Genomic DNA, 20,195 nt, shown 5'->3' with positions numbered 1-20,195 from the left:
TCGGCGGCGCCCCTTCTTGGTTGACAGCCGCGGTCGATCTAAGCTGTCACCATCGGACTGTGATGGTCGCCGGCGGCGCCGATAGCCTGGTTAGATGCTGCAGTCGGCGGCATGCCGACTGCAACACCACGCTCTCTCTTTTGATCCAGCCGACGGAACCGATGGTCGCTCGCCACGGATCGACGACTTCGAGTTCCAGCGAAATGAGTTCCTTCGACCGAATCGGTCGCGGCGGGCGCGTGCCTGGCGATCCCCAGGTGTGGCCGCATGGAGCGCCGCGTCCGGATCGAGCCGCCGGACGCGGCCGATCTCGCGCGCGCCGTACCGTGGCCGCCGTGTACCTGTGCCCGACGGCAGCCTATCCGGTTCGCCATCGAGTTCGCCTGGGTGAAAGGACTTCGCTCCCAGGATGGACCGGCCCCAGGCGGGTCGGATACCCGGGGCGGGTGTGTCGATCGGGCCGACGCTAAGGCTGTCGTCCAAACCGATCACGCGCTTGAGGATACCGAGCGACAGCTGGGTCTTGCGAAGGATGTCCGCGACGGTCGTGCCAAACGCCATGTGGTAGGTCTCGACGCGCTCTCTCATGCGAGTCTTGATATTGCGCGGCAGGGTATGGGGCGGCATCGATACGCAGTGTAAAAAGCGCAGCAATCCCATCCGCTGCGGCATCCGTCGGGCGGAAACATCGATGCGAGGAAGACGATCATCGGCTCGGGTGCAAGCCTGAACCAGGCATCGTGAAATCTCTAACGGCCGGAGCTGCTGCCTCTGGCCGCCCTGTTGCACTTGCGCCGCGACCGCACTGCTTCGTAACTGTTCGAGAACCGACGGAAGACGCCATGTCCCGAATTGCCCTTTCCATCGCGCTGCCAATCATGGTTGGCCTCGCCACGGCTCAGACGGGCGCGATCGCCCGAATTGCGGCGCCGGCGGCTATCCCTTCGAGCGGCGTGCAATTGGCCCACGGCACGACCGGCCACAGAGAGCGCGATTACGAAGGGCTGCCGGCCGCCAAGGTCTCTCTGGTCGAAGCCCTGGAGATTGCCGAGGGCGAGGGGCCTGGCCGCGCTATCATGGCCGAGTTCGAGGGCGGGATTGGCAAGCCTTGCTACGAGGTCAAGCTGCTCAGCGACGATGGCAAGCTCACCCATCATCGTGTCGACGCTAATTCCGGTCAGGTGACCAAAAGCGACGATCATCCGATCGAAAGCTATTTCACTTCATTGAAACCGTCTAACCTGCGAGATGTCGATTTGAGCTTAAGGCAAGCGGCCGTCATCGCTGCGAAAACTGGCGACAAGGTCGCGGAAGCTCAAATCGAACGCGAGGATGACGGCGTGCAATACAAAATCACGGTGGTGACTAACGGCGAGGGGCACGAGGTCAAGGTCGGGGCTGACGGAAGGATCATACCGAGCAGGTAGGACTGGCCCGGCCCCGGAGGAGCCCCACGTCCGCCCCGGCTGCATCGACTCCGCCGTCCATCGAACCGGTTCCTCGCATGCGCCGCTACGCCTCGGGATCGCCCTTGGTTCCGGACGTCTCAGGGGCGAAGCGAGCGCGGGTGTTTGCGTTGTTCTGAAAGACACGAAGCCGCCGCCAAGTGATCGGGAACGGGGGACTGGCCAGCCCGAGAGGTGTCCGAGACAGCATCGTGATCGTGCGCACCCCGTCGCCGCGGCGGACGACGACAGTACGACATGCGTCGCAGGCGTCTTGTCGAGATCGTGAGCCTCGGCCGCTCGCCCGAATGGGCTGATGCCTGCACTGATCGCGATCTTTCCGCCGATTGAGTCCTGCAGGCGCGAGACCGCGGTGGCGAGATCGTGGTCAACGCGGATCTCGACTGCCCATCCCAACCGGGGCCGGGGATCTATGAGATGATCGCGACGACCCGGCGTCGATTGATCTGTCGGGTCGTCGGTTCGAGTTCGAAGACAGGTCCGACGACGTCGCACGGGTAGGTCGACGATCGTTGCCAACCGTCGGTGGCGGCTCAGCTGCGGACGTCCTGGTTTGCCTGCGTTGTGGGCGGCAATGCGGTCGCGCGCAGTCCGCCGGATGCTTGCACAAGCAACGGGGCCAGCGTCGGAACGTTATCTCTCGCGCTTGCACCGGATCGAGGAGGGGTGGCTTTCACCAATCGTTAACCATGCCGACGATCAATTGTCCGCGAGGGGCCTCAGTGCACAAGCGGGTTTGATGCATCGATGGGTGAGGTCACGGGGCGCGATCTGGCGATCGGGGGCATGCGGGTGCAGGCAGCGCGCTTGCGAGTCATTATGGAGAATCTCGCTAACGCAGAATCGACGGCGGCCACGCCGGGAGGCGACCCCTATCGACGCAGGCATGTCCTGTTCGAACCCGTCGGCGAGGATCCGTCCCCAAGGCTGCGCGTCGCCGCCAACACGTCGGCCTTTCCGCTCAGGCGGATGGCCGACCACCCTGCCGCGGACGCCGCGGGCTTGGTGAAGTTGCCCAATGTGAACAGCGTTGCGGAAACCATGGATCTCCGCAACGCCATCGGCGCCTACCAAAAGAACCTGGACGTGGTCTCCGCCTTCGAGCGGATCGAGCAAGCGACGATCGACGTCCTGAAAGCTTAGATAGATGTGAGTCGGAGCCGAAGGGCGCCCTCCCTCGGGAGAGCCAACATCCTCGAAGACCGAAGGAATCTCGATTCGAAGTGAGGCCCCGGTCGGCGCCGGTCAGGACCCTGCGGCCTTCCCGATCTTGGCAGAGGAACCAACGGGCCAACTCGGTTCTGGTTGGGAGCCGCTTCCAAGCCGACCGGCAGCTCGACGCTCCCAATCGGCAGGTGCGGCGACAGGGGCCGGACGCGCGGGCCTAACAGCGAAAGGTCGCCCCTGCGTGGCCTGCGTCGACCGGCTGCCGCCCCCCGCCGAGGCGTGGCATCGGGTCTACGAACCGTTCACGGATGTGCGGGCCGCTTTGGGAAGGCGGGTAGGGTTCGTCGACGAGCGCGACCGGCTGTGACCCGAGGAGACCCGACAGGTTTTCCGGGCCCGGGCAGCGCTCGTGACAAGGACGCAGCGAGGGCCGATGCTTGGGCGGACGGAATCGGCCTCGGTCAGCTCCGCCGCGATGATCCGCCGCCCGCCTCGCTGGCCGGTCACGCGAGTTGCGGTTATGTCGCGGGGCCGGAGTCCTAGCCCAGCGGTCGAGAACGGACGTTCGGGCGCCAAGGCCCGTCGGTTCGGTGGCTTGGCCCTGCCAAGCCCGACGCGGACCGCGGCGCGGTGCACGATGGCTGGTTAAGGAGTTCTTGATATGTTCCGTGGCAGGCACGCATGTCGGGATCGATTCGGGGTCGGCTGAGATGGCACGCATAACGCTCGACGGCTTCATCGAGGCGTTCGCCGCCTACCTGATAAAGCGTGGGCGCAACATGGTCAGGTTGAACGATCCCGACGTCCGGGACGGCCTATACCGCGTCTACCTGTTCCTCGATGGGTTCGCCGGCGTGGACGGGGCCGCGGACAAGGATCTGAGGCGCTCGATCGTGAACATCAGGAACGTCTTCAGGCCCAGTCCGATCGGCTCGTTCGATCGTTTCGAGACGCTGCTGCGCGCCAAGCAGGTGTACCTGACGGACCATCCCAACCCGTACTATCAGGACATCGTGATCAAGTTGCCGGCCGAGATGGCCGACCGGATCGTCGCCGGCCTTGACGACGCCACGTCTGATCTCGCCCGGGACAGCGTCGACCGATACCTGGCTGCCGGATGACGTGACGGGCATGGGCGTCAGGCGGATCAAGGAGAGGCTAGACGCGGCGACCGGTTTCTGGCCGGCCCTGCACGGCGCCCTCGACGCCCTCGGCTTCGACGGAGGTTACGTGGAGCGGCTGACCGCGCCGCCGCACGGCGGCCGTCGCAAGTACGTCAAGGATTCGGTCTGGGGCATGATGGACTTCGAGCCGCACGAGCTCGCCATCATCGACTCCCCGCTGCTCCAGCGGCTGCGGCGGATATCCCAGCTCGGCCTGACGTTCCTGACCTATCCCTCGGCCGAGCACAGCCGGTTCTCGCACACGCTGGGCGTCACGCACGTCCTGAAGCGGCTGGTCGCATCCATCAGCGACGCCGCGCGCAGGGAGCCGATCCTGCGGGCCGGCAACGATGAGTACCAGCTCTATGACCCGTCGGCGGACGGTGCTGTCGCACGGAGCCTCGCCCACGCCGCACTGCTCCATGACGTCGGTCACCTCGCGTTCTCGCACGCGGGGGAGACGGCCTTCTCCGCCGGGGCGGGCCTCCTGGTCGGCGGGATGGAGCTGGAGGACTTCATCGCTTGCTTCAGGGAGGAGGGGTTCGAGTCGGGCCTCTCCGAGTGCCTGTCGATCGCCGTCTGCCTGTCGCCCCGCTTCCGGGCGTTCTACGGGCGCGTGCTCGGCGCCGACGACGTCGATGGCCGGCTGCGCGAGATCTGCTGCTTCATCGGCGGCGTGCCGCACGACCCCCGGTACCCCGGCCTGGCCAACCTCATCTCCGGGGCCGCCGTCGACGCCGACAAGATCGACTACCTGAACCGCGACGCCCGCCAATGCGGCATCCCGGTGGGCGTCGACGTGTCACGCGTGTTCCTGAACTCGGCCTTGGTCCGGATCTCGCAGGACCAGGCACTCGCCCTGAGCCGGTCGCGCATCGGCCAGACCGGAGGCGGCCGGTTCTCCGCCGGCGTGCACTTCATCGTCAACTCGTCGGGGATCGACACCTACGACGAGCTCGCCAACGCCAAGGCGGTCCTTTACCAGCGCGTCTACCTGCACCAGCTCACGCGCAACGCCGAGCAGGTCCTGTCCGAGGCCGTCCACGGGGCGATCCGCGATGCGCCCGCGACCGCCGGTCCGGACCCCAGGGACATCTTCACGTGGTTCGGGTACGGCGACGACGAGTTGCTGGCGCGCCTGTCGCGCGAGCGGGGCTCGCGCCAGATCGCCGCCCGGCTGGTCACCCGGGATCTGCCGAAGCGGGCGTTCGTGATCTACCGGGACGCCTGCGAGCCGTTCGTGAGCCTGCGCGACGTGTTCGACGCGGGCGAGTGGGACGTGCACGACGCCCGGGGCGCGCTGGCCGACCTCGAACTGGTCTACCGACGCGCCACGTGCTGGCGCCTGTTCGACCAGCTCGTGCCGGTCGACCCGGTCGAGAGGCCGCGGCGGCTGGCGGAGCTGCGGGACCTGATCCGCCGCGAGGCCATCGCGGTCCGACGCAGCGTCGACCCGGGCTTCGTACCCCCGGCGCCCAACGCGGCCGAGCCCTACGTCGGCCTGTCGCCGCGCTTCGAGCTCAAGCCGATCAACGAGGTGCTCGTCCGCGAGAAGAACTCGATCGGCCACAGCGGCCAGTGGACGAAGTCCGAGGAGCTGTCCAACGCGGACAATCTCGGGCGCGGCGTCGACCACGTCCACGCGGACCGCGAATGGCTCCCCTACGTCGCGGTCGCGTGCACGAAGGTGCTCTACGACCTGCACGCGGGGACCATGGCGTCGTCGATCCCCGACGGGGCGGCAACGGGCGACGGCTCCGCCCGGGAGGGCTTCCCCGTCCGACCGCGCCTGCTTCTGCGCCTGGAAGAGGTCTGCTCGCGCACGGGCGTCGACCACGGCAGGCTGCTCGACGACATGGCGACGGCCGCCCGCGCCGGCTATTTCGGGGCCGCCGAGCGGATCGTGCCGCTCGACGGGGGGTTGCTGCCGCGGTGCGGCACCGTCGCGGCGCGCTACGCCACGTTCCGGGGGGAGGGGGGCTGGCAGGTCAGCCCGGGATCGGTGGCTGCCTTCGTCCGCCAGTTCCCGGTCGGCCTGCGTCCGGAGATGCTGTCCCTGCTGGCGGAAGGGACGATCATCACCCGCGGCGCGGTCGGGCAAGCCTTCGATCGGATGACCGCCGCGTCGCGGGCCCGGGGTGAGGGTGGAATCGTCTTCGCCCGCTTCTCGCCGAACAGCGGCAACGTGACCGGCATCGCGCTGGAGCAGGAGCGCCGGGACACCTATCTCGGCGCCGGCCACGGCTTTGTCCGAAATCTGGCCGAGCTTGAGGTCCGCCTGGCGGGTGGTCCGGCCGACTGCGTCGCCTTCGTCGACGACCAGTTCGCCAGCGGCGGCCAGGCCAGCGCCCAGATCCTGCACTGGGCCGGCGTCCCGCGCGAGCGATGGCCCGCCGCGATCCAGGGCGAGCGCAACATCGACATGAGCGCCCCCGGCGACCGGACGCTGGAGCTGCTGCGGTCCGGCAGGGTCAGGCTGATGTTCGTGCACGGCACCGAGTCCGGGCGTACCCGCGTCGTCGAGACCGCGCGGTCCGCGGGCTTCGCCGACCTCGACGTCGTCTTCGACCGACTGATCCCGGCGAGCCCGATCCTGTCGGGACCGTTGCGGGAATTCCTCGCCGAGGTGGGTCGTGGCCTGTTGCGGGCCATCAGGCACGGCGACGCTCCGGTCGACGCCGCGGCGGACGCGGCGCTCGCGGCCGACGCGGTCGGCTACGGCGGCATCGGCAGCGTCATGGTCACGCCCACCAGCGCCCCCTCGCACGCGATCACCGCGCTGTGGTGTCCCGGCGCCTATGCCGGGCAACCCTGGCTCCCCCTGTTCCTCAGGCGCGGGTACCGGAAGCACCTCGTCTTCGGGTAGGCGGCGCCATCCGGCGGTCCCGGGCGTGTCGGCGAGTTCCGTCGTCTCGGTCCGGGCGGACCGAAGTCCCGAGCACGAGCCCGGCCCACGTCGTCGGCCCCGGCGCGGAAGCCGACGCGCTCGACGCTCCGGTCGCGGGTCCAAGTCCGACTCCAACCCACCTTGTCCCCGGAGCCGGGAGCGGGGGCCCGGAGTGGTCATGGCCAAAGCGGGCTCTCGCCTGGCCGCGCCGCGCTTTGATGACGCGTCCGTTCACGCGGCGTGCGGCCGCCTGGATGATCCGGATCGCATCGTCCTCTGCCGAGGATCGTCCTGACATCGTGGCGCCTTATCAACGGGTGAAGCCGACCTCTCGTCGCTACGCCCTCGCGCGACGCCGCGAGCGCCGATGCTGTCTGTGGCCCCGTCACGGTTGTGATCCTGCCACACCGCCCGCGGCGACGGGGTCCGTGTCCCTGATCCCCATTACGGTCGCGGCTTCGCCCTAGGCGAACTTGGGGTGCGCGACCGGTGCGGGCGGCATGACGCTTCGCGCTCGCCGGGCCGCGGGATCTCCCTCCTCCAGCCGAGCGAAGTCGCCGCCAATTCGAGCCCGACGATCCACGAGGAGCGATGCCGTGACGCTGCCGTTACGTATCTCCACCCCGTCGCCGAATGGACGTCACGAGGATGGCGAGGGGTCGTGCTATTGCGACCTCGTCGAGATCAACGATTGGGGCGCATTCGAGATCGTCGAGGCGCTTTCCGGAGAGTTGGCGACGCTTCTGCGACAGAAATCCACGAGCGCCTATCTGGTCCGCACGCATGGCGACATGGAGGTCGGTCCGCCCTTCTGCCATCCCGACGCTGACGATGAGCCGATGTACTGCGCGGTGGACCATCTCGGGAGAATCGAGCGCGATCCCGCGGCGAACGAGGCGCTGTGGCGTTGCGCGAACGCCGCCGTGGAACTTCCCGGGGGGGCACCGGCTCGCCGAGCCCGCCAGAGATCGAGTAACGGACTCGGCGGCGCGCGCGCTCGCGCACGATCGATCCCCCGTTCTCGACGCCGTGGCGGAAAGTGCGGACGGCCTTCGAACGCCCGGCCGAACGAGATCGCGGGCCCGCCGTCGTTCGGGACCATGGCGGACGGCACGACCGAGGGGCGGCGAAACGCTGCCGCTGCGTGTGGGCCCCACGCCGCTGTCGCCGTCGAGACCGGGGTATCCGTCGCCGTCCAGGCGTCGTCGTGGGTCCAAGCCGGATCGGCCGGTCGGCCACGGATGCCACGCCGCGAGCCACGCCAGACATCGACGTTTCGTCAACCAATGGATCGACTACCCGACCCCGCTCAGGCGTCCGTTAAGCCGGGCCGCCGCATCGTGCCGAAGGAAGGATGTCCGGGAGGCGAACATGCAGATGGAGTCGGTCGGGGGCGGGGTTGTCATGGATCCCAGGCCTGGGACCCTGCCGCATTTCGACCTGTTCGCGCGAACGCTCGGTGACATCGACTCGCCGGAAACGATGGCGTGGTGGTCGGATCCCGATTGGAGGGGGCACGTCGCCCTCGCGGTGATCACGGAGCGTGGGAGCGCACGCATCGCCTCCTCCAGTGTGATCCTGGGCGGGGGCAGGCAGGCGGCGCCGACCGCGGGCTCCGGCGATGCCGGAGATAGGCGCGCCTTCCTGAGACGCGAGGTCGAACGTCAGCGCTCGGCGTCGAGATCCGCGATAGACCGTGCCCTGGCGGGATTGGCATTCCGCCCCGACGGGGCGACGTTCCACGTGACGAGTGCTTTTGCACTGCGTACGGTGAAGGCGCATCTCGACGTCGGAAGCGGATGGGCGGGCGGCACAGTTCGTCTGGGGCGGGAGACAGCCCTTCGGGCGGGTGGCGGGGCAGCCTCGCGCAGCGTGCCGGGGGTGGGGGATGGCCACGCATGCGGCGCGAGGGCGGTCGACGCGCTCGCCGACGATCTCGCCACTTGGCTCGAACGCCAGTACTTCCACGACGACTGGAACCCCGACGATACAAGTCAGGCGGCACTGTCCCACGCCCTGGCTGTCATGGTCGCCGCTCACAACGGCGAGATCAGCGACTCCTTGGCGATCGGCCGTGCCGGAAGCCTCCCGGCGCCAAGGTCGTCGGCGGGAGGGGAGACCGGGGCTCAATCGCGGCTGTCCGATCACCACGCAACCGGCCGTGCGGTCACGCCGCTCGAACCCCTGGCATAGGCTCGACGCCCCCCCCAGATAGTGCGACTCACGATCGTCGGGCCGACCGGGCCTCCGAGCCCGCGTCGGTCCAGGGTAGCCGTGGGGCCGTCAGCCACCCCGCGAATGTCGCGATGCGCGGCGCTCGCGGCGTTTCGGACGCTTTCGGGCGTGCTGTCGCGGAGCAGGTCGCCGCAGCCGCCGAGATCAAGGAAGGGATGGACCCGACGGAACCGCCTCTCGGTCCGCTTCATCGCGCAACGATTCGGCCTCGGCGAGGTACTTAGCCCTGATCTGCTCCTCCTGGTGTTCGATGCGCTGAATCCCGACCAAGTGCCCGCAAACCTGGAAGACCAGCTTTTCGATTTCGTTTTCAGGCGAATTTCGGCGCAGCAGCGGACCGAGCGGCTCAGGGGCGGCCAGCAGCCCCTGATGCGTTGGCACCGTCCCGCGAATCAGTTCCTGCCACGCCTCGGGCAGCATCGTTAGTTTGCCCTCGGCTTTCCTCTTGAGCTCATCGGTGAGCCACTTCTCGTTCCTCGTCGGTGTATTGGCGACGAGCCTCGCAAGCTCGGCGAGCCGTTCGTCTCGCTGGGTCACGCGCAGCTCGTCCATGTAGCCGGCATGATCGTTTGCGTAGGCGGTCGCGAGCCCCCGCGCATGGTTGAACGCGGCGTCGATCGCCGGCGGCCGCCTCCTGGGATTGTGGCGCAGCACCACATCGCGGCTGCCGTCCTCGGACCGAAGTACGGTGAACATGACCGTTTGGGAGTGCGGCCGCAGGTAAGGCCTATCCGTCAATGTGTAGGGCAGCGAATCCAAGGGGACGACGCTCACCCACACCTCGTCGCCGAACGCGGCCGCGACGTGGCGCGTCCCGAAAGGAGTTTCGTGTATCTCGACATTCGCGACGCATGTTTCTGTGGCGATGGGCATGGGAACCTCCTGTGTGTCGCAGCGAGGTTCGCGGTTGATCATGCAAGGGACAAACGTCAGGGCGGCGCAAGCGCCATGCAGCTTCAGAGTTTAGCTGCTGACGCCGCGGACGCCTGATGCGTCATTGTCGGGCGCGATCACCGAGCCAGACGGATTGGCCGGGGAGATACGTCGGCTCGACCAGGCGCAACTTCTCTCGCGTGGTCCTGCGGCCGGCGCTGCACCGAGGTGAGCACCTCGACGCGCTCTTGCGCGCACGCCTCGGCAAAACTGAGAGTGCTTCGGGTCATTCTTGGCGATTATGCAAATGCTCCGAAGGGATCGGAGCATCGTGGGGCATATTGCGTGAGTGTAGATGGATGCGACAACCTAAGGGTAACTGATAGATTCGGGCCAACGGCGGAATTGTTCGGTCAGACACACTTTGTCACGATCGCGAGGATCTGGAGACAAACCCGCGATCTATCTTGATCGTCGCGCTTTCGACCGACGCCGAATATGCCAAGGATTACCCCCTGGAGACGGCCGAGGAGGATCGACGCCTCGGCAAAACGGCTCAGAAATACCGAGCCCTGCCGTGCTCGGCCACCCAGCTATCGTAGTCTTCGAGAGCCAGACCGCGTCCGTTTATCCGAACTTTCGAACGTCTCCAGACAATCCGCAGCCGACACGGAGTTTTAGATGATGAAACAAACTGTCGAGTACTTGACGGCCGCATTCATGTTCGTCGCGACAGTATCGAGTGCGACCGCCGCCCTCGCATTCGAGCGTGGCGGCCATGGCGGTGGTCCGGACTGGGGTCGGGCAGGCGACCATGGTTCGCCTCCCGGCGGCGATCGCGCATTCCGAGGGGGTAGTCACGGGTCTGCGAGATTTGGCCTCCATCGCGGTCCTCGCTCCAACACGTTCCTGCCGGCCGTCCCGTTCGCAGGAGGGCGGCAACACCGGCCGCGCCCTCACTAGGACGAACAGACGGTCGGCTACATTCGAGGCGACCGCCGTCTGTCTCGCCTCCGGAACCTGGCGTTCGCGGCAGGTCCAGTTCGTGGGCGAGGTGGGATCGGCCAGTCCGCGCCGTCCTGCAGCATTATGTTCCGTCGCCGCGATGACTACGATCACTTGCCGGATTATATCTTCCGATAAGGCGGTCCAATATGTCACGCCTGTTTGCCGAGACGTGTATTCACCGGTTGATCGTATTGGTGTCGAGCGTCCTGGGGCCGACGACACCGACGGCACTCGCGGTCGGTAGGCAACGAGGGTGACAGTTCGAGCGGAAGCGTCTTCCCCGTCGCTCGCGCGTCACGCTTCATTTTACAAGATGTGGAGAGTCGATGCAGCATGCGGATATTGTGCTTACTGACGCTATGCGATGGCTGCGTTGGTTGCCGGGCTGGGCGCAGAGTGTCGCTCTTGTTCTCGGATGTTTTGTTGTTGTGCTGCCACTTCATCAGTTCGCGTATCGCTTCCTGACACGAGCGTCTCAAGACCGAGGCCTGTTCTGGCGCTCACTCGTTCGACGGACGCAAGGTCCCACCCGTCTCTGCCTCATCATCGTCGCTGTTGGTGCCGCTTCCGCCGTCGCACCGGTGTCCCGGGAGGTCCGGGTCTTGGTGAACCATCTTCTGCTCGTTGGTTTCGTTGCGCTCGCCGGTTGGTGCTGCTGCATCGCGATCCACATCGCTACCGTCATTTACCTGCGGCGATTCAAACTCGACGCTGAAGACAACCTTCTCGCGCGCAAGCACTTCACCCAGGTGCGCCTCCTCGAACGCGCGGCCGTGACGCTCGTGGCGTTGATTACGGTCGCCGTGTGCCTGATGACGTTCGAGCCCGTGCGGCAATACGGCGTAAGCCTTCTGGCCTCGGCGGGAGCCGCGGGCCTGATCCTCGGTCTAGCGATGCAGCCGGTACTCTCGAACCTCGTTGCCGGAATCCAAATCGCGATAACGCAGCCTATCAAGATCGAAGATGCGGTCATCGTTGAGAACGAATGGGGTTGGGTCGAGGAAATCAACTCGACGTACGTGGTTGTTAGGCTTTGGGATTGGCGTCGGCTTGTCGTGCCACTGACATATTTTATTCAAAAGCCATTCCAGAACTGGACGCGCGAGGGTTCGTCGCTCATCGGAAGCGCTTTCCTCTACGTCGACCACACCGCGCCAATCCCAGCCATGCGGAAAAAGCTTGCAGAGATCGCCGCGCAATCAAATCTCTGGGACGGAAAGGTCGTGAATCTCCAGGTCTCAGACGTGCGAGAGAACGTGATTGAAATTCGAATGCTGATGAGCGCTCGCAATGCTTCGCAGGCCTGGGATCTGCGATGTGAAGTCCGGGAGAAGATGGTCGGCTTCCTGCAGGCCGAGCTGCCCAGCGCGCTGCCGCGGTATAGGACGGAATGGCTCCGAATCGATCGTGACCGTCCAACACAGTCAGCAGGCTGCGCCCCGGCACAGTAGTTCGGCGTCGGCGCACTTCACCAACACGCCGCGAACGCTCATCATCTCGTCAATCATCGGGGGCTCTAGGTTTGAGGCAGGTGCTCGCAGCCGAACCTTACCCGGCATTCGCCGATGCCCCCCACCCCCGCGAGCTACACGACCACCCGTGACACGACGGAAGTTCGGATGGGAGCACCGCCGATTCCCATGCTTGGCTTATGTAGCCAACGGACCGGCCAGCCTGCGCTTTGAGGAACGACCACGATCCCGACGCCATATTGACCTTGAGTTGTGCATCAGCCGGTTTAACTTGATCGTCCCCGGCCATGAAACCTCTCGATCCGGTGTTAGATGCATGGGATCGCATGCGCGCCAGCCGCTTCCGTCGCTGTCTGGATTTGAAGAGTGATTGAAGCTGTCGGAACGGAGCACTTATGGCTATCTTGGATCATGCATCCGGTCTACCTTGCCTTGAAGGAACGTGAGATCAATCGCTGGCCGGGCATGCGCTGGACACGATCATAGCACCGCGCCCCTAAGAGCCCGTCCGGTAAGGGTCTGAAGCGGGGTTGAGTGGCCGGGATGGCGATGCTTCCAGGGGGGTGCTGAAGCCTGACTTGGAAGCGCCATGTGGACCCCGACCACCCGGCGGCAGCATAGCCGCGTGGGCCTTCGCTATGAAACCGAACTGACCGACGCCGAGTGGGCGGTGATCGCGCCACTGATGCCGAGGCCGGCGCCCTGTGGTCGGCCTCCGCTCTGGACGACACGGGAGGTCCTGAACGCCATCTTCTACGTTCTGAGAGGTGGGATCTCTTGGCGGATGATCCCCAAGGATCTGCCGCCGCGCTCGACCACGTTCGGCTACGGTGCCTATCGCTGCATCGGCAGCGACGGCCATCGGTTCGATGGGAAGCCGGTCTGCACCAACCGGCCCGTCCGCAGCGATCGCCTTAAGCGCGCTGTCTGGACCGAGGTCGAGGCCATCTTGAACGATCCCGCGCGGGTGGCCCACGAATACCAGCAACGCTTAGCTGCGGTGAGCGCCAGGGTGGGCAGTGCCGCGGACTTGGGCGAGGCGGAGCGCCGGATCGCCACACTCCGGCGCGGGATCGGTCGGCTCATCGACGGTTATGCTGAGGGCGTGATCGAACGGAGCGAGTTCGAGCCGCGCATCGCCGATCTGAGGGGGTCGGGTGGCGCAACTGGAGGAGCAGCGCGAGGAGATCCGGGCTGCGAGCGAAGCCGAGCGCGAACTGACCTTGATTGTTGGCCAGTTGGAGCTCTTCTCCGCTCGCGTGCGCGAGAGCCTCAACGTTCTGGACTGGACGGCCAAGCGCGATGTTCTTCGTCTCATGGTTCGGCGCATCGAGATCGATGATGGCCACATCGAGATCGTCTTCCGCGTGCCACCACCCCCGAGCGGGCCGGATCAGGCCGACGCTCGCAGAGGGCAACGTTGTACAGCGGACCGTTGAGAGGTTCTTCGCCTGGATCAGCCGCAATCGACGCCTCTGGAAGGATCCGGAAGCGACACTCGCCTCCGCACGAGCCTTCCTCTACGCCGCAGCCGTCATGATCCTCGTCAGGCGCCTCGCCCGATCAGCCTGACTTCTCGGACGGACTCTAAGGAGCCGGATGGCCGCCGCGGTACAACTTCGTGCGCCTTGCCGCGGGGTCTGACGCGCCGGGGCAATTTATTCTGATCATATTCGTGGGATGGGTAGCTTTTTCCGCGGGACGGGGGTGTGTAATTTAAACAGGGTTTTGCCTAACCCCTTTTTGGCATTGGGAATTTGTCAGCCGCCGGGGGCAGTTTTTTCCAACTCCCTACATGCGCCTCGGCGCCCGGCCGCGCAACTGCGTGACGACGACCCCCCGGCCGGTGCCGCTGATCCGCCGCCTGCTCGCCGATCCGCGCACGGTGGTGAGCCGGGCCCGGACGCATGACAACGCCGCGCATCTCGCGCCGGACTTCCTCGACCAAGTGGTCGGGCGCTACGCCGGCACCCGGCTCGGCCGTCAGGAACTCGACGGCGAGCTCATCGCCGACCGGGACGACGCCCTGTGGAACCGCGCCGCGCTGGAGGCGGGTCGGGTCGCCGCCGCGCCCGATCTCGGCCGGATCGTCGTGGCGGTGGATCCCCCGGCCGCCTCCGGGGCGCGCTCGGATGCCTGCGGGATAGTGGCGGCCGGGCGCGCGGGGGGGCACGCCTACGTCCTGGCCGATGCGAGCCTCGCCCGTGCCACCCCGCAGGCCTGGGCGGGTGCGGCGCTGGCGCTCTATCACCGCCTCCAGGCCGACGCCCTCGTGGTCGAGGTCAACCAGGGTGGCGAGATGGCCGCCGCCGTGCTCAGCCAGTGCGACCCCGCGGTGCCGGTCACGCGGGTGCACGCTACGCGCGGCAAGTATCTCCGCGCCGAGCCGGTCTCGCTGCTCTACGCTCGCGGACTGGTCCACCATGTCGGGGCGTTCCCGGCGCTGGAGGACGAACTGTGCGATTTCGGGCCGGACGGCCTGTCCGGCGGGGCCTCGCCCGACCGGCTCGACGCCCTCGTCTGGGCGCTGACGCATCTGATGCTCGGGCCGCAGGCCGAGCCGCGGATCCGGCGGCTTTGACCGCGGCTTCTAGAAAACAATTCGGCGCGCTTCCGTGAGAAGCGCGCCGGAGGTGGTTCGTGGTCTCTGGAACGAACTGCATCCTGTATACACAATGTCGTGCGCCAGAGCTGTAGCTGTCCTGCCACGGCGTGCCGTCCCGTGCTGGGAATCCCCACCACAATTCTTTCCGCTTGTGCGACGGCGGCGGGTGGATCGGGCCGCGCATCCTAGGGGCACGATCCTTGCCGTCAGCTGGGGGCGCCGCAGGCGCGCCCGGCATACAGGACCCCGGGCCCTCGGCGGGTCCTGCAATCCGGACGGTCCAGCACGGGGGGCGCCGTCATGGAGGCGCGGTCAGGGTCCGCAGGGCGGCCCGGACGTCGGCCAGGGAGCCGACCAGGGCATAGCAGGCGAAAGCATGCGCGCCGGCGGCGGCGTGCGTCACCCGGAACCGGCAGCTCAGGCGGTTCGCTCCGGCCTCGGCGGCGACCGCGAAGCCGGGGCGCGGCGCGTCGGGCTCCTGCTCCGGCGGGCCCGGCGCCCAGACCGCCAGGGCGTGCGAGCCCTCCGGCGTCGCCAGGATCACGGGGTCCGGCCGCTCCCCCGGTTCGGGATCGAGGGGCGCGATCCCGCCGCTGGCCGGGTCGAAGCGCCAGGCCGACGAGAATTCCGCCGGCACGGCGGCGGCGAGGGGTTCGAGCCGGAGCGCCGCCGCGGCCTCGGCCAGGTCGAAGCGGGCCTGCACCTCCACGGCGTTGCCGAGGCCGGGCAGGCCGAGGGCAATCCGCTTGTGCAGGATCGGCGCGGGCAATGCCGCGGCCGCGGCGCCCGTCGGGCAGTCTGACGGGGGCTCGTCGGCGGGATCGGACGGCCCGTCCCAGGCCATGCGGGTCTCGGTCTCGGCCCAGCTCCGTCCGGCGCGCAGGGCGCGGAGACGGCGCGCGGCGGGTTCGCCGGTGGGGTCCTGCGGGGTGCCCGCCTCGCTCGCCCGGCGGCAGCCGCGTCCGGACCCGACCTCCGCCCGCGCCTGCAGGGCATCGCCCGGTTCGGTATCGGCCAGGAACGTGACGCCGTCCCAGGTCAGGGTGTCCACCGCTCCGGCGACCCGCCGGGACAGGCGCAGGCTGATCTCGGACCGGCCGAAGGGGCGCGCCAGGATCAGGGTTCCATCGGGTTCCGGCCAGAGGGGCGCGGGCCCGGGCGCATCCCCGGCCCGGGCGGGCGCGGCGAGGAGCGCCGCGACGAGGCCGCCGAAACGGGCGGCGCGGAAGCGCGCCCGGAACCGCGCCTGGGGCCGTGTGGGGAACCGGGGCTGCATCGCGTGACCATAGCTCAGGAACGGACCGGCATGTCGACCCTCCTCGAACGGCTGGCGCGGGTGGCGCGCCGCGCCAGCGGCGGCCCGGTGCTCGCCACCAAGGCCGCCGCGGCCCCGGCCTTCGCCCTCTATGCCGAGGGCCGGGCCAGCTGGACGCCCCGCGATCCGGCGGCCCTCGCCCGGGCCGGCTACCAAGCCAACCCGGTGGTCCACCGGGCGGTGCGGCTCGTCGCCGAGAGCGCCGCGAGCCTGCCGCTGATCGCCACCGGCCCCGGGGCCGAGCGGGCGGGCGACCTCCTGGCGCTGCTGGCGCGGCCGAACCCCCGGGAGAGCGGCACGCACCTGCTTGAAACCGTCTATGCCGATCTCCTGCTCGGCGGCACGGCCTATCTCGAGGCGGTGAGCCTCGACGGGCGGATCGCGGCGCTCCAGGCTCTCCGGCCCGGGCGCATGCGGATGCTGCCGGGCCCGGACGGCTGGCCGACGGCCTATCTCTATACGGCGGGCGGACGCAGCCGCCGGTTCGATCTGCCCGAGCCCGGGACCGCCGTGGCGCCGATCCTGGCGCTGGCGCTGTTCCACCCGGACGACGAGACCGGCGGCCTCGCCCCGATCGCGGCCGCCGCCGCGGCCCTCGACATCCACAACGCCGCGAGCGCCTGGAACAAGGCGCTCCTCGACAATGCCGCCCGGCCGTCCGGGGCCCTGGTCTTCGCCGGGGCGTCGCTGTCCGAACCGCAATTCGACCGGCTGAAGGCGGAGCTGGAGGCGAATTACCAGGGGGCCGCCAATGCCGGCCGTCCCCTGCTGCTGGAGGGCGGCCTGGACTGGAAGCCCCTGGCGCTGTCGCCGCGGGACATGGATTTCGTCGCGGCCAAGAACGCGGCGGCCCGGGAGATTGCCCTGGCCTTCGGCGTGCCGCCGCTGCTGCTGGGGCTGCCCGGCGACAACACCCACGCCAACTACGCCGAGGCCAACCGCGCCCTCTACCGCCAGACCCTGATCCCCCTCGCCACCCGCACCGCGCAGGCGCTGGCCGGCTGGCTGGAGCCCGCCTTCGGCCCCGTCGACCTGGAGCCGGACCTCGATCGGATCGAGGCGCTGGCGGTGGAGCGGGAATCCCTGTGGCGCCGGGTCGAGGCCGCCGATTTCCTGTCGGTGGCGGAGAAGCGCGAGGCGGTGGGCTACCCGCCCGCGATGCCGCAGGAGCCGGGTTCCCGGTGAGGCGCAGGTCTCCTTCCTCCCGGCGCGGGGGAGGGAGGGCCCGTGGCAGCTCCGAACGTCCCCTCACGACCCGCTTCACGCGAGGATCCCCCCATGGACGGGCATTTCTCCGGCTATGCCAGCCTCTTCGGCGTGCCCGATCTCGGCCGCGACGTGGTGGTGCCCGGCGCCTTCGCGGCGAGCCTCGCCCGGCGTGGGGCCGCGGGGGTGCGGCTCCTGTTCCAGCACGATCCCGCCGAGCCGATCGGCCGGTGGCTCGCCCTGCGCGAGGATGGCCGCGGCCTGTTCGCGGAAGGCCAGCTCAACCTCGCGGTGCAGCGCGCCCGGGAGGTCGACGCCCTGATGCGCGGCGGCGGCCTCGACGGGCTGTCGATCGGCTTCCGCACGCTGCGCGCCCGGAAGGGCGCCGGCGGCGAGCGCCGGCTGCAGCAGGTCGATCTCTGGGAGATCTCGCTCGTGACCTTCCCGCTGCAGCCGGGGGCGAGGGCGAGCCCGAGCCCCGGGCCGGATCCGGAGGCCGACGCGATCCGCGGCCTCGCCGGCCTGATCGCCCCGCTCCGCACCGCCAGACCCGCCGCCCGGCCTCGGCTGGCCGCGCGGTCCTGACTTTCACCCCGCCGACGAGGCTCACGATGGACGCCCAGACCCTGAACACCGATCCCGCCTTCGCGACGAAGAGCGGCCTGCCACTCCTGGAGAACAAGGCCGCGCAACCCGAGGGCGGCCCGGTCCGCTCGGCCCTCGACGAGCTCGCCGCCGCCTTCGCGGCCTTCAAGGAGACGAACGACGCCCGGATCGACCAGATCGAGGGCCGCCTCGGCGCAGACGTGCTCACGGAGGAGAAGCTCGCCCGGATCGACGCGGCCCTCGACGCCGCCCGCACCCGCCTCGACCGGATCGCCCTGGAGCGGGCCCGGCCGCACCTCGGGCAGTCGGACATCCGCGAGGCGGGGGCCGCGCACGAGCACAAGGCCGCCTTCGATCTCTACGTCCGGGCCGGCGAGAGCGGCGGCCTGAAGCGCCTGGAGGCCAAGGCCCTGTCGGCCGGCTCCGGGCCGGACGGCGGCTACCTCGTCCCCGACACGATCGAGCGCACCGTGCTGACGCGCCTCGGCCAGGTCTCGCCGATCCGGTCGATCGCCAGCGTGCAGCAGATCTCGGGATCCCAGTACAAGCGGGCGGTCTCGGTGGGCGCGCCGGTGACCGGCTGGGCCGCCGAGACCGCGCCACGACCGGAGACCGCCGCGCCGGCCCTGTCGGAGATCGCGTTCCCCGCCATGGAACTCTACGCGATGCCCGCCGCCACCCAGACGCTTCTCGACGATGCCGTGGTGGATCTCGACGCGTGGCTCTCGGCCGAGGTGGAGACCGCCTTCGCCGAGCAGGAGGGCGTCGCCTTCGTGTCCGGCAACGGCGCGAGCCGCCCACGGGGCTTCCTCAGCTACGACACGGTCGCCAATGCCGCCTGGGTGCCGGGCAAGCTCGGCACGATCGCCACGGGGGCGGCCGGGGCCTTCCCGTCCGCCAGCCCGGCGGACGTGCTGTTCGATCTGGTCTACGGGCTGCGGGCGGCCTACCGGCAGAATGCCGGCTTCGTCATGAACCGGCGCACCCAGAGTGCGATCCGCAAGTTCAAGGATGCGGAGGGCAACTACCTCTGGCAGCCGCCGCTCGCCGCCGGCCGGTCCGCCACGCTGATCGGCTTCCCGGTCACAGAGGCCGAGGCGATGCCGGATCTCGCCAAGGACAGCCTGTCGGTGGCCTTCGGCGATTTCCGCCGGGGCTACCTCGTGGTCGACCGCACCGGGATGCGGGTGCTGCGCGACCCGTACTCGGCCAAGCCCTACGTGCTGTTCTACACCACCAAGCGCGTCGGCGGTGGGGTGCAGGATTTCGACGCGATCAAGCTGCTGAAATTCTCCTGAGGGGATGCCGCGTCGCTCCCCCTCGGCGCTTTCGGATCGCCGCGCCGGTTCATCCGCGATGCGCGCTCCTCCTCCGTCAGGGAGAACCGGGACGGGGGGCGTTCGGACGTAACCGGGCCGCTCGGTCCAAAGCCGCCCTCACCCCTGGCCCCTCCCCACAGGGGGAGGGGGGATTGCACGCGTCCGGGACGGCGCCGGTCTCGGACGGGGACGTTGTGATCCCTCGGGCCAGCGCCTTCAGAAGGACCGCGCGCCTTCAGCGGCCCGGATTGCCGTCGCGCAGGGCGCCGGTCGGCTCCTGGACGTGGGCCTCCAGGAACCAGAGGTGCTTGTCGACCGCCCGGGAGATCTCGGTGAACAGGTCGGCCGTGCCGGGATCGCCCGCTTCGTCGGTCTCGTCGATGTTCTCGCGCACGGCGTTGGCGTAGCCGGCATAGCTGTCGATCAGCGCCGCGACGTGGTCGGCGATGGCGTAGATGCCGGTCGGGTAGGGCGGCAGCTTCGTGCGTTCGGCGACCACCTGGGCCGATCCGAAGGCCGTGGCGCCGAGCTGCACCGCGCGCTCGGCGACCTTGTCGTTGAGGTCGTCCAGCTCGGTGCGGAAACCGTCGAGCATCTCGTGGATGCCGATGAACTGCGGGCCCTTCAGGTTCCAGTGCGCCTGCTTGATCGCCAGGGCGAGGTCGATGCCGTCCGCGAGCCGTGCGTTCAGGGCGTCGATCGAGACCTTCTTGGCGTTCGAGTCGGTGTCGTTGCGGGTCTTGTGGGTCCGGGGTGTGGTGCTGGTGCCGCTCTCGGCCATGCTTTCGCTCCGTCAGTCGAAAAGGTTCGGATGCGAAAGTGCCGGTGCGGCCTCAGGTTCCCGCAGCCGCGACGGATCCGCGGCGGCGGGAC

Annotated in this window: 14 protein-coding genes and 3 pseudogenes; 13 read left to right on the top strand and 4 right to left on the bottom strand. The window is 68.5% G+C overall.

All coding sequences use genetic code 11. The features are described from left to right. Positions 1–90: 90 nt before the first annotated feature. The gene (locus tag A3862_RS31030) at positions 91–660 is read right to left on the bottom strand and encodes a hypothetical protein (RefSeq protein ID WP_124262942.1); all 570 of its coding nucleotides are present in this window, start codon (positions 658–660) and stop codon (positions 91–93) included. Positions 661–842: 182 nt separating this feature from the next. On the opposite strand from A3862_RS31030, the gene A3862_RS06495 reads away from it, so the two are divergent. From A3862_RS06495 to A3862_RS06475, 5 genes are all read left to right on the top strand, one after another. Then, positions 843–1,427 (top strand): PepSY domain-containing protein, encoded by a 585-nt coding sequence (locus A3862_RS06495; protein ID WP_052517014.1) that lies wholly within the window; start codon positions 843–845, stop codon positions 1,425–1,427. Between the two features lie 786 nt (positions 1,428–2,213). Further along, a complete protein-coding gene (locus tag A3862_RS06490) occupies positions 2,214–2,609 on the top strand; it encodes a hypothetical protein (RefSeq protein WP_024828371.1) in 396 nt (131 codons plus the stop codon). 734 nt (positions 2,610–3,343) lie between these two features. Next, positions 3,344–3,754, top strand: a complete 411-nt coding sequence (locus tag A3862_RS06485) for a hypothetical protein (protein ID WP_024828370.1) — start codon at positions 3,344–3,346, stop codon at positions 3,752–3,754. Next, positions 3,693–6,662, top strand: coding sequence for a phosphoribosyltransferase-like protein (locus tag A3862_RS06480; RefSeq protein ID WP_133250924.1), 2,970 nt, complete (start codon positions 3,693–3,695; stop codon positions 6,660–6,662). The genes A3862_RS06485 and A3862_RS06480 overlap by 62 nt, the downstream gene beginning before the upstream one ends. Positions 6,663–8,054: 1,392 nt before the next feature. Next, complete coding sequence (locus tag A3862_RS06475) at positions 8,055–8,876, top strand: hypothetical protein (RefSeq protein ID WP_071000299.1); 822 nt, start codon at positions 8,055–8,057, stop codon at positions 8,874–8,876. A 186-nt stretch (positions 8,877–9,062) separates the two neighbouring features. On the opposite strand, the gene A3862_RS06470 is transcribed toward A3862_RS06475, so the two are convergent. After that, the gene (locus A3862_RS06470; RefSeq protein WP_043074887.1) at positions 9,063–9,791 is read right to left on the bottom strand and encodes a hypothetical protein; all 729 of its coding nucleotides are present in this window, start codon (positions 9,789–9,791) and stop codon (positions 9,063–9,065) included. Positions 9,792–11,125: 1,334 nt separating this feature from the next. Between A3862_RS06470 and A3862_RS06465 the strand changes: the two genes are divergently transcribed. From A3862_RS06465 to A3862_RS06450, 5 genes and pseudogenes are all read left to right on the top strand, one after another. Then, a complete protein-coding gene (locus A3862_RS06465; RefSeq protein ID WP_024828366.1) occupies positions 11,126–12,250 on the top strand; it encodes a mechanosensitive ion channel family protein in 1,125 nt (374 codons plus the stop codon). A gap of 610 nt (positions 12,251–12,860) precedes the next feature. Next, positions 12,861–13,100, top strand: a pseudogene (locus tag A3862_RS06460) (transposase); the annotation flags it as partial. Positions 13,101–13,428: 328 nt separating this feature from the next. Continuing rightward, on the top strand, positions 13,429–13,710 hold the full coding sequence (locus A3862_RS31415) for a hypothetical protein (RefSeq protein ID WP_043074888.1): 282 nt from the start codon (positions 13,429–13,431) through the stop codon (positions 13,708–13,710). Beyond that, positions 13,706–13,843, top strand: a pseudogene (locus tag A3862_RS06455) (IS5/IS1182 family transposase); the annotation flags it as partial. The gene A3862_RS31415 and the pseudogene A3862_RS06455, both read left to right, overlap by 5 nt. A 223-nt stretch (positions 13,844–14,066) precedes the next feature. Further along, positions 14,067–14,852, top strand: a pseudogene (locus A3862_RS06450) (phage terminase large subunit family protein); the annotation flags it as partial. Positions 14,853–15,174: 322 nt separating this feature from the next. Here A3862_RS06450 and A3862_RS06445 read toward each other — a convergent pair. After that, complete coding sequence (locus tag A3862_RS06445; protein ID WP_043760108.1) at positions 15,175–16,152, bottom strand: hypothetical protein; 978 nt, start codon at positions 16,150–16,152, stop codon at positions 15,175–15,177. 30 nt (positions 16,153–16,182) lie between these two features. Here A3862_RS06445 and A3862_RS06440 point away from each other — a divergent pair, with 30 nt between their 5' ends. From A3862_RS06440 to A3862_RS06430, 3 genes are all read left to right on the top strand, one after another. Next, complete coding sequence (locus tag A3862_RS06440; protein WP_111473452.1) at positions 16,183–17,376, top strand: phage portal protein; 1,194 nt, start codon at positions 16,183–16,185, stop codon at positions 17,374–17,376. A 93-nt stretch (positions 17,377–17,469) separates the two neighbouring features. Next, positions 17,470–17,982, top strand: a complete 513-nt coding sequence (locus A3862_RS06435) for an HK97 family phage prohead protease (protein WP_043760111.1) — start codon at positions 17,470–17,472, stop codon at positions 17,980–17,982. 26 nt (positions 17,983–18,008) lie between these two features. After that, positions 18,009–19,301 (top strand): phage major capsid protein, encoded by a 1,293-nt coding sequence (locus A3862_RS06430; RefSeq protein ID WP_052083759.1) that lies wholly within the window; start codon positions 18,009–18,011, stop codon positions 19,299–19,301. Between the two features lie 256 nt (positions 19,302–19,557). Here the strand turns inward: A3862_RS06430 and dps are convergent, their stop codons facing one another. Continuing rightward, the gene (gene dps / locus A3862_RS06425; protein WP_043353382.1) at positions 19,558–20,103 is read right to left on the bottom strand and encodes a DNA starvation/stationary phase protection protein Dps; all 546 of its coding nucleotides are present in this window, start codon (positions 20,101–20,103) and stop codon (positions 19,558–19,560) included. Positions 20,104–20,195 lie beyond the last annotated feature (92 nt).

The organism is Methylobacterium sp. XJLW, assembly GCF_003254375.1.
GTDB lineage: Bacteria > Pseudomonadota > Alphaproteobacteria > Rhizobiales > Beijerinckiaceae > Methylobacterium > Methylobacterium fujisawaense.
The sequence above is the reverse complement of the archived record's forward strand: the minus strand, read 5'-3'. Positions and strand labels throughout refer to the sequence as shown.